3 protein-coding genes are annotated in these 2,608 nt (G+C 56.4%); all 3 read left to right on the plus strand.

The window, feature by feature from the left end; translation table 11 throughout:
* Nucleotides 1-1,247 (plus strand): vWA domain-containing protein (locus AAIO73_RS20090; protein ID WP_526023833.1); only part of this gene is annotated, 1,247 nt, incomplete at its 5' end.
* On the plus strand, nucleotides 1,244-1,870 hold the full coding sequence (locus AAIO73_RS20095; protein ID WP_345880561.1) for a TadE/TadG family type IV pilus assembly protein: 627 nt from the start codon (nucleotides 1,244-1,246) through the stop codon (nucleotides 1,868-1,870). The genes AAIO73_RS20090 and AAIO73_RS20095, both read left to right, overlap by 4 nt.
* Entirely contained in the window at nucleotides 1,867-2,502 is a 636-nt protein-coding gene (locus AAIO73_RS20100) for a TadE/TadG family type IV pilus assembly protein (RefSeq protein ID WP_345880563.1), read from the plus strand. The genes AAIO73_RS20095 and AAIO73_RS20100 overlap by 4 nt, the downstream gene beginning before the upstream one ends.
* Nucleotides 2,503-2,608: the final 106 nt, after the last annotated feature.

The raw sequence follows: 2,608 nt of genomic DNA on the forward strand, positions 1-2,608 counted from the left end.
GCGACACGACTACGTCATGGTCGAGTTGGCGGTATGTCAGTGGAACCAGCTCCACGAGGAATTATACCATTCCGCCGGAAAACTGCGTTGCTCCGGCGAATAAGCTCTCGTCCAAGACGACAAAAGGGCCGGAGACCAGCGCATCCGACGGATCGAAATCGTGGACCGAAACCCGGGTCAGGAGCGGTACCGAGAATATTGCAAAATTAGCTAATAACGTCTGCACGGTCACGGAAAACACTTACAATTCCTACACAGACGAACAGACGGTAACCCAGCGACCTAATCCCAACGCCGGACAGGTTACCTATTCGGACCGAATCTGGTGGAAATACAAACCGGTGGAATATGGCCTTGGCACCCTTCGAAGTGTGAAAGCGGATGGATCGCTATCAGGCGGAACGTTCAGCGTCATGATTGCGGACGGTTATAAGTCGCGTGACGTGAGATGGGATCAAGGAAACGCTTGCATTGAAGAGCGGCAAACCGGCGGCGATAACGCAAGTACGGCGGCAGCCGGTTACGATCTAGATGTAGACGGTGTCCCGACAAACCGCGTACCCGCGACGCAGTGGCGTCCGATGCTGCCAGGATTGATCTATTCGCGCAAGCAAACCAATCAAGATACGCTACCGGCGGCGAGTTGGGGTCAGCCGACCACGACCGTCCGATCAAGTGCAAACTATGCCACGCCGAGCGCAAGTCCGACGCTTCGCGCCGCCTGTCCGACCTATGCCCGCAAGCTGGAAGCCGTCGACGCATCGACGCTCAACAGCTACCTCAACCAACTCAAACCCGCAGGCCTTACCTATCATGATATAGGCTTCCTATGGGGACTGAGACTTCTATCCGCACAGGGAATTTTTGCGAGCGAGAACCAGGCACCTTCGACCGGCAAGGTCGCACGCCACCTGATCTTCATGACCGATGGTCAGACAGAGACCAATATTGGTGACTATGATGCTTATGGACTGTCCGCGCTGGATCGCCGCCGAACGCCCGCCAGTCGCCTGCCTACCGCGCCAGAACAGAATGCTATCGTCGAGCGTCGTCTCTCCAGCCTATGCGAAGTGGCGCGCGCGAAGGGTATCACGGTATGGGTCATCGCCTTCGGAACGTCGCTGACATCGCTTCTGTCCGACTGCGCGAACCCCGACCATGCCTTTGAGGCGAAGAATGCCGCCCAGTTGCGCGAAGCGTTCAGTAATATTGCTGGTCGTATCTCCCAATTGCGGCTCGTCAAATGAACGACAATCTTCCGTCCTGGACAGCGTCACCTTCATCAGCTGCTCGTCGTTTCAAGGCGACAAAACGCGGGGTAAGTGCAATGGAGTTTGCACTCGTCATGCCAGTCTTCCTATTCCTCGTGCTCGGCGGAATGGAAATTGGCTATACCGCCTATGTTAAAGCCGTGCTGGAAGGCGAGATGCAGCGGGTTGGCCGTTCTCGAACTATGGAGACCGCGAGTTCAAACGAACAGAGGGCCCTGCTGGAGAATCGGGTCTTGGATATGGTCCGTCGGCTGGCGCCGACAGCCAACGTATCGTTTAGTCGTAAAGTCTTCCGGGATTATGCCGGCGCAACTACCGGCAAGGAGTTTTTTGTGGACGCAAACGGCAATGGCCGTTGCGACAACAAGGAAGTGTTCGAGGACGGCAACAACAACGGGACTTGGGACGAGGCCGGCGTGAACGACAGCGATGGCGGTGCTCGCGACGTTGTAGTTTTCACAGCGGCAATTGATTACGATCGGTTGCCGACCACCGGGGTCCTGAATTGGACGAGGACGGGCAAACTCGAAGCCAGGACGGCGTTACGTAACCAGCCATTCGATCAGCAGCTACCCAAGCCGGAACGGACCTGCCTGTGATACGCGTTCGTTTTCAGGAATTTGCCCGCGCGCGGCATGGCGTTACGGTCATCGAATTCGCGCTGGCATTCCCATTGATGATATTCGCGATCCTCGGGTTGCTTGAACTCGCCAATATCGCGCTGCAACGCCAGCGTCTGAGCCAAGCGGCCCTCCTTATCGCTGACAACGCCGGCAGGCTCGGCAATATGGGCATGAGCGGCCCGGAAAAGGTTACCGAACGTCAAATCAACGACGCTTTATTGAGCGCCAGCGTTCAGCAGTCCGAACTTGATCTGAAGAAGCGGGGGCGGGTAATCCTAACCAGCGTGGAACTGAACCAGGACGGGGGCCAATGGCTTCACTGGCAGCGATGCTATGGATCGCTTCCGCACCGATCGTCGTGGGGCATCGAGAATGACGGAGAACGGGGCAAGGCTGTCCTGGGCATGGGGCCTGCCGATAATCAAATCGCTGCGGGTGTCGATCAGCCCGTCATGTTCGTTGAGATCGCTTATAAGCTACAGCCGCTTATCTTTTCCGGTTTGGAATATGCTAGCCCCGTTATCGAGACTGCCGCGATGCCAATTCGAGTTGAGCGGGACACGACGTCGGTCGTGTCTGGTAGTGATACTCAATCAAAATGTACGTAATGAGTAGCCCCTAGATTTCTGGACGCCTTCGATCCTAATTTTGAGGACAGGAGGCGATGATGGGGAAGGCGAATTTCAGCGAAGCGTTCAAGCGTGACGCGGTGGC

The organism is Sphingomonas epibiotica (assembly GCF_039615155.1).
In the GTDB taxonomy this organism is placed as follows: Bacteria; Pseudomonadota; Alphaproteobacteria; order Sphingomonadales; family Sphingomonadaceae; genus Sphingomonas.

Bases quoted from the DNA above. Each gene is read 5' to 3' on its own strand.
- AAIO73_RS20095 (WP_345880561.1), top strand. From the start codon at position 1,244: ATGAACGACAATCTTCCGTCCTGGACAGCGTCACCTTCATCAGCTGCT.